This window comes from Mediterraneibacter catenae (assembly GCF_008691045.1).
GTDB classification, from domain to species: Bacteria; Bacillota; Clostridia; order Lachnospirales; family Lachnospiraceae; genus Mediterraneibacter; species Mediterraneibacter ornithocaccae.
In genome coordinates, this window is the sequence record NZ_VMSO01000044.1 from 1 (window position 1) to 6400 (window position 6400).

8 protein-coding genes are annotated in these 6400 nt (G+C 47.7%); 3 read left to right on the forward strand and 5 right to left on the reverse strand.

Annotated elements, in window-relative coordinates:
- From FNY66_RS15155 to FNY66_RS15175, 5 genes are all read right to left on the reverse strand, one after another.
- Window positions 1-111, reverse strand: a 111-nt coding sequence (locus FNY66_RS15155; protein WP_150311658.1) for a helix-turn-helix transcriptional regulator, incomplete at its 3' end; no start/stop codon positions are given.
- 158 nt (window positions 112-269) lie between these two features.
- Window positions 270-1391, reverse strand: a complete 1122-nt coding sequence (locus FNY66_RS15160) for a Gfo/Idh/MocA family protein (RefSeq protein WP_150311659.1) — start codon at window positions 1389-1391, stop codon at window positions 270-272.
- A 20-nt stretch (window positions 1392-1411) separates the two neighbouring features.
- A complete protein-coding gene (locus tag FNY66_RS15165; RefSeq protein WP_229409556.1) occupies window positions 1412-2062 on the reverse strand; it encodes a YczE/YyaS/YitT family protein in 651 nt (216 codons plus the stop codon).
- A gap of 14 nt (window positions 2063-2076) precedes the next feature.
- The gene (locus tag FNY66_RS15170; RefSeq protein ID WP_087150599.1) at window positions 2077-3423 is read right to left on the reverse strand and encodes an MATE family efflux transporter; all 1347 of its coding nucleotides are present in this window, start codon (window positions 3421-3423) and stop codon (window positions 2077-2079) included.
- Between the two features lie 283 nt (window positions 3424-3706).
- On the reverse strand, window positions 3707-3886 hold the full coding sequence (locus FNY66_RS15175) for a hypothetical protein (protein WP_150311660.1): 180 nt from the start codon (window positions 3884-3886) through the stop codon (window positions 3707-3709).
- Window positions 3887-4054: 168 nt separating this feature from the next.
- Here FNY66_RS15175 and FNY66_RS15180 point away from each other — a divergent pair, with 168 nt between their 5' ends.
- The 3 genes from FNY66_RS15180 to FNY66_RS15190 all read left to right on the forward strand — a co-directional run bounded on the left by FNY66_RS15180 (window position 4055) and on the right by FNY66_RS15190 (window position 6342).
- A complete protein-coding gene (locus tag FNY66_RS15180; protein WP_150311661.1) occupies window positions 4055-4903 on the forward strand; it encodes an AraC family transcriptional regulator in 849 nt (282 codons plus the stop codon).
- A gap of 12 nt (window positions 4904-4915) precedes the next feature.
- Entirely contained in the window at window positions 4916-5854 is a 939-nt protein-coding gene (locus FNY66_RS15185; protein ID WP_150311662.1) for a D-2-hydroxyacid dehydrogenase, read from the forward strand.
- A gap of 125 nt (window positions 5855-5979) precedes the next feature.
- Entirely contained in the window at window positions 5980-6342 is a 363-nt protein-coding gene (locus FNY66_RS15190) for a hypothetical protein (protein ID WP_150311663.1), read from the forward strand.
- The last annotated feature ends 58 nt before the right edge of the window (window positions 6343-6400 follow it).

The following is a 6400-nucleotide window of genomic DNA, read 5'->3' on the forward strand; positions in this document are numbered from 1 at the left end:
ATTTTCCCAGTTAGAAATTGTCTGGCGACTAACATTGAGAAAATCAGCAACTTGTTCCTGCGTGAGATTTGCATTTATCCTTGCGCTTTTGACTTTACTCCCTATATCCATAGCCTGCCCTCCTTTTCCTGCCTATATCATAGTCAATAGTAACACTGCCGTCTATCAATTTGCTTTTACACTCAAAAAAAGCTTGTCAAAATACTTTTACATCTCTAATATCAATGGCACTGCCTGTTCGAAAAATCATGCGAGCATGGTTTTCTCTCTCAGACAGCCCCATGGCTGAACTGATATCGTAAAGGTTCCGGTCTCACGCAGGAAGATCTGATGTCTGTAAATCTACCCGTAGCGCCTCCCTCCAGCATGGCATTTAAGACTTCATGTACGTGATATGCCATCTCCGCCGAAGGACGCAGCGGCGTACCATTCAGGAGCGTATCGGCCAGATCCGAAGGACCGATTCCCCTCGAATTATCGCTGTACTCGTTTACACCGGGCAGCACGGATGGTTCCTTCCTGTCAGCCGGATCCGGAGCATTCGGTATAAAGCGCACCTGTCCGCCGAACTGGTTCGGATCGGTCAGTATCAGGATTCCTTTCGTTCCGTAGATCGTGAAGTAAGCCTGATCTTCCATCACGGAATCTGCATCGATGTGGAATGTGCCTGTCACTCCGTTTTCAAACTGGAGTACCGCATTGACCTGACTTTCATTTGGCGTGTCCATCGTCTGACCATACAGCGGCGTTCCCGGCACACAATTCACATGAGTAGGATACGGATGACCGACAATACTTCCCACACGGGCCACCGATCCCAGGAGGCTTACCAGAGCAGTCACGTAGTAAACTGCGTAATCACATACAATTCCGCCGCCCGGCTTGCGCAGGAAATCAAAAAGACTCAGCAGGATATCATTATTCCGATTAGCAGAGACTGCAAAGGAATGGATTTCCCCTAACAGACCGCTGTCAATAGCGGATCTGGCCGTCTGGAGAGCCGCTCCCATAAATGTATCCGGAGCCGAACCCAGATACAGACCTTTCTCACGCGCGAGCTGAACCAGTTCTGCTGATTTGTTGATGTCATCGGTCAGTGTCTTCTCGGTATAGACATGTTTTCCGTGTTCCAGAGCCCCTTTGATCACGTCATAATGAACATGGGCAGGCGTAAGATTTACTACAAGGCAGATCTCCGGATCTTCATACATTTCCTCCATTGTAACCGCCTGTATCCCGTACTCCTGCGCTTTCTTCTGTGCGCTCTCAAGATGAGCCGCGCAAATGGACTTCACATACAGATTATCAAACCGGTTGATCATATTTTTCAGGTAAATATCGCTGATCGCGCCGGCACCGATCACACCGGTGCATATTTTTTTCTGTTCCATATAGCTCTCCCTCCTGCTTCTCAAATTTCTTCCATCTTCCACCTTGCCAGCAGTTTCCCCAGCTGCTTCGCGATCAGTCCTACCAGCAGAGCCGCTGCCACTGTACCTTCTCTCACGCCCTGAAGATGTCCTGTAAATACAAACGACAAGATACAGGCGATTACGACAAGCGTCACGTCAAATCCCACTTTCATGTAACCGAATTTTATTTTCGGAAGCACTTTACAGACTGCAAGCACGACTCCCTCGCCTGCCAGTACCACGACTCCGGCCTTGACTTCAAAGCTGACACCCACGGCAACCAGCAGAATACCGATAAGACAGACAATCCACTGCTGCCAGTATGTATTACAGGAAATCCCCTGGACTGCCCACACGCCAAAGTCTGTCAGATAGCCAAAGAAGAATGCTACCGGAAGCTGCATAAGCTGTATCAGATGATAATCCTTTCGCAGAATCAGGATCTGCATCAGGATAAATACACAGTGCATAGTGATTGTGGCCGTTCCTACAGTCAGAGGAGTAAACAGGCTGACCACGAACGGCACACTTGAGATCGGGGAGGTCCCCAGACTTGCCTTGATGGAAAATGCAACGCCGAATGCCATGATCGAAAGCCCGGCAAGAAGGAGCAGGTAGCGTTTTAAAATGTAGACAGGTAACTTATTCAATTCAATCATTCCTTTCATTTCTCAAACAGTTCTGTTTCTTTTCTCCACCGCGTCAGGATCATCGGCACCTGGAATGCAAGCATAGCGATCCACCCCACGAAGTTTGCCCAGGCAAGGCACTCAAATCCGCCGCCCATGACATGGATCATGAGCCACGCAGACAGAAATCTCGCCGACATATTCAGTATCGTACTGATCAGAGTTACTTTCAGGTCGCCCAGGCCCCGGAAAAATCCTTGTATGATGTTCGTAGCTGACGGCATGAAATACATAAACGCGATGAGCTGCAGATAGGACACTCCCAGTCTGATGACCTCCTCAGATCCGTCGCTGACAAAGAGCTGCATGATCGGACGCGAAAGTACAAACACAACTACCGCAATCACCGATGTATACACGGCCTGAAGGATGATCGAACTTAAAAATCCCCGCTTCATCCTGCGGATCTTGCCCGCGCCTTTATTCTGAGCCATGAACGTCGTTGCAGCATGAGCAATATTCTGCTGAGGCGTCATGGCAAAGTCATCTACCCGGTTTATCGCTGTAAATGCCGCGATAAATGCGACGCCCTGTACATTGACGACTGTCTGTACGCAGATCTTGCCTAGCTGGATGCACATCTGCTGCAGGGCACTCGTGATTCCATATGTAAACGTCCGCCAGAGGATCGAGATGTCAAAGACTTTCCATTTCTTTCCCAGACACAGGATCGGTATTTTTCTCTTAATATAAATCATGCAGAAAAGACAGCACAATGCCTCGCTCAGCACTGTTGCCGCTGCACTGCCCGGGACTCCCCATTTCATGACAACAACAAACAAGAGATCAAGCATTACATTGAGAATTGCACTTATTATAAGGAAGTATAACGGTACTTTGCTGTCCCCCAGCGCACGGAGTGTATTTGAAAAGAAATTATAGATAAAAGTAAAAACCAGACCCACGAATACAATACGCAGATAGACTGCAGCAGAATGGATGATATCCCCCGGTACCTGTAGAAGATTAAGCAATGGATAGGCAAATAATACGAGGAGCACAGCCACCACTGCGGAAAATGCCAGCCCTCCGAGCATCGTCGTGCTGATTTGTCTCTCAAGCTGATCATATTTCTTCGCTCCATACTGGGTGCTCATTAATATCCCGGCTCCCATACACATCCCGCTGATGAAGAGGATTACCATATTCATCACCGGTCCGGCAGTCCCCACTGCCGCCAGAGCATCATCCCCGACGAACTTGCCCACGATCACCGAGTCTGCTGCATTGTACGTAAGCTGGAAGAGATTTCCCAGCACCAGTGGTATAGTAAATTCTGTAAGCTGAGGAATAATTCTCCCCTCTGTCATGTCTGTAGTCATTTTAAACTCCTTCCAGATTCCATTTCCCGGAACTTTTCCACGCCGCTTTGCGGTTCATCCGGCCACATCTATTATAGCACTGCCGGCAGAAATGTGCACTTTTCATCCTATATTGTCTATTTCTGCCCGGGAATTTCCTATTTTACTATCTATAGAACGATTCAGAAAACTTTCCTGCAGAACAAAAAAGAGCCGGCAGAGTGTGTTGATTTTTAATCTCACTCTGTCAGCTCTTCTGATCTTTTGTATTTACTTCTTCCATCTTACACTGTGCCTCTGTCCATTATCTCATTGACCGGTACAGAGTGTATGGAGTTATGCTTCCATTCATAAACAGAAGTCCTGCTGTAATAGTTTCTGCATTTTCTGCAAGATAATTTCTCAGCCTCTCTTTTATGGAAACTCTTTTTTCATGGTTTTCTTTTACTGCATAGTTATTTTTGTTAACTGTGATTGTACTCATTATTTATCTCTCCTTTTCTTGTATGCTGTTTACTGTTTACGCCTATTATAATAACGCTCTGAACTTATATAAAACAGTCTCTTTTTTGACCTTTTTTAAGTCAATATTGACTTCGCCATCTTTTTCAGCTATGCTTGCGGTAAGACAGACGACAGGAGGTTATCTACGATGGAGCAGCCTTATTACGAAACATTTCAGGAGATAAATGAATTCGGCATCCGGCTGGCATACAATACGGCGCCCGGCGGATATCATCCGCTGCACTGGCATGAAGAGATCGAGCTTTTATATCCCCTTAACGGAGAATCCACGATCCAGATCGAAGGCAGAAAATATCAGATAGCCAATAAACAGCTTACAGTCCTTGACTCCCGGCAGGTACACAGCACATACACCTACAGCGATACTTCCATGTTCATCTGTGTCCATATCTCCAGGAAGTATATGGAGCGATATCTGCCCGATCTGGATCTCTATCAGATCCGTTGTATTCCGGATAACATTTCCGATGAGAAGTTCTCCGAATATCTCACGATCTGTAAGCTGATGGAGCAGCTGACCAGGCTGTACATCGAAGACGTGCAGGCATATCTGATGGAGGCTGAGGGAATCATTCTGCAGGTGCTGGCCCGTCTGATCCGGCATTTCTCCGTAAAAGCAGCTGCAGTCAACACTGCCACAGATAAACAGACTCTCGAACGTATCAGGGATGTTATTACCTATGTGGAAGAGAACTTTCGTGATCCGATCTCTCTTCAGGATATCGCGGACTATCTCGGACTCGGGAAAGAATATTTCTGCCGCTTTTTCAAAAAAAATATGGGAATGTCCTTTCTCCAGTATGTCAACGAAGTACGTGTCTCTCATATCTATCAGGATCTGATCCGCACAGACACTCCCATCGGAGAACTTGCCGAGCAGAACGGCTTTTACAATCAGAAGCTGTTCAATCGTACATTTAAAGAAATATACGGCTGTACTCCGTCATCTGTCCGCAGAAACGAAAAATTAATTTAGGAGGTAGTATTAATGAAAATTATATTCTTAGACGCCGAATCACTCGGCAATGATGTTGACTTTTCTGAATTTGAACAAATCGGTGAAGTCGTAAAGTATCCCCGCACATCCCCTGAAGATGTCCCTTCGCGCATCGAAGACGCGGATGTGATCGTGGTAAATAAAGTTCCGGTCAACGAGAGCACCATATCCGATGCCCGCAACTTAAAACTTGTCTGCGTCAGCGCAACAGGCACAAACAATCTGGACAAAGATTATCTCGCGCAGCGCGGGATCGAGTGGCGTAATGCTGCCGGATACTCTACCGAATCCGTGGCACAGCATACATTTGCCATGCTCTTTTATCTGATGGAAGATTTAAGATATTACGACGATTATGTCAAAAACGGCGAATATGCCGCGTCCTCTCTCTTCACCCATTTCGGTATTCCGTTCCATGAACTGGGCAGCACCACATGGGGAATACTCGGGCTCGGCGCAATCGGGCGCAGGGTTGCCGATATCGCAGGACTGCTCGGTGCCAAAGTCATCTACTATTCAGCTTCAGGCGCTCCGGCGCAGGAGGGATACCGACAGGTTGATTTCGATACACTCCTGTCCGAGTCGGATATTCTCTCCATCCACGCTCCGCTCAATGAATACACGGAAAATATCATGAACACCGAAGCGTTCCGCAAGATGAAGCCGAGCGCCATCCTGTTGAACCTCGGACGCGGACCTATCGTAAATGAAGCGGATCTCACCGATGCGCTCAACTCCGGCGAGATCCGGGCAGCGGGACTGGACGTGCTCTCTGTCGAGCCGATGACAAAAGAGAATCCGCTCTTTCAGGTTCGCGATAAGAACCGGCTGCTCATCACGCCCCATGTTGCATGGGCGGCAGTTGAGGCAAGACAACGGCTGATGAAGATCGTCGCCGGACATATAAAAGAATATTTCGGACGGGCATAGCACAAAGCAACAGATACAAAATAACAGCAATAATATCCTCTTTACAAATCCGGTTTTTCTGGTATAATCATACGAGTTAGTTGTGTATAACTTTAGATAGTATAAGAAAACCGGAGGATATTATTTTGAACATACTTGAAAAAATTCTTGCACTTGCATCCGTACTGTTACTGATTCTCTGCATGCTCGCCCCGCTGAAGCACACCGAACTGGCGCAGAAACATCCGTGGATCAGACATGTCACAGGCTTTCACACAGCTTACGGGATCGTCCTGCTCGTCACAGGACTGGCGCACGGCATCCTCGCAGGAAGCGGACCGGCTATGATGACCGGGAAGCTTGCGTGGATGCTGCTCCTGATCCTGACGCTTCTTACATTAGTGAGGAAGAAAACAGGGCAGGCTCGTTGGCGGAAGATACATATTGCGCTTGCTGTGGCAACGTGTGTGCTCACAGTCGTGCATATCATTCAGGCGGTTATCTGTTAGCGGCAGATGGCCACGTCCCCATCGAGCAGCGCGTACCTCGATTCCACTCCGCTCCATC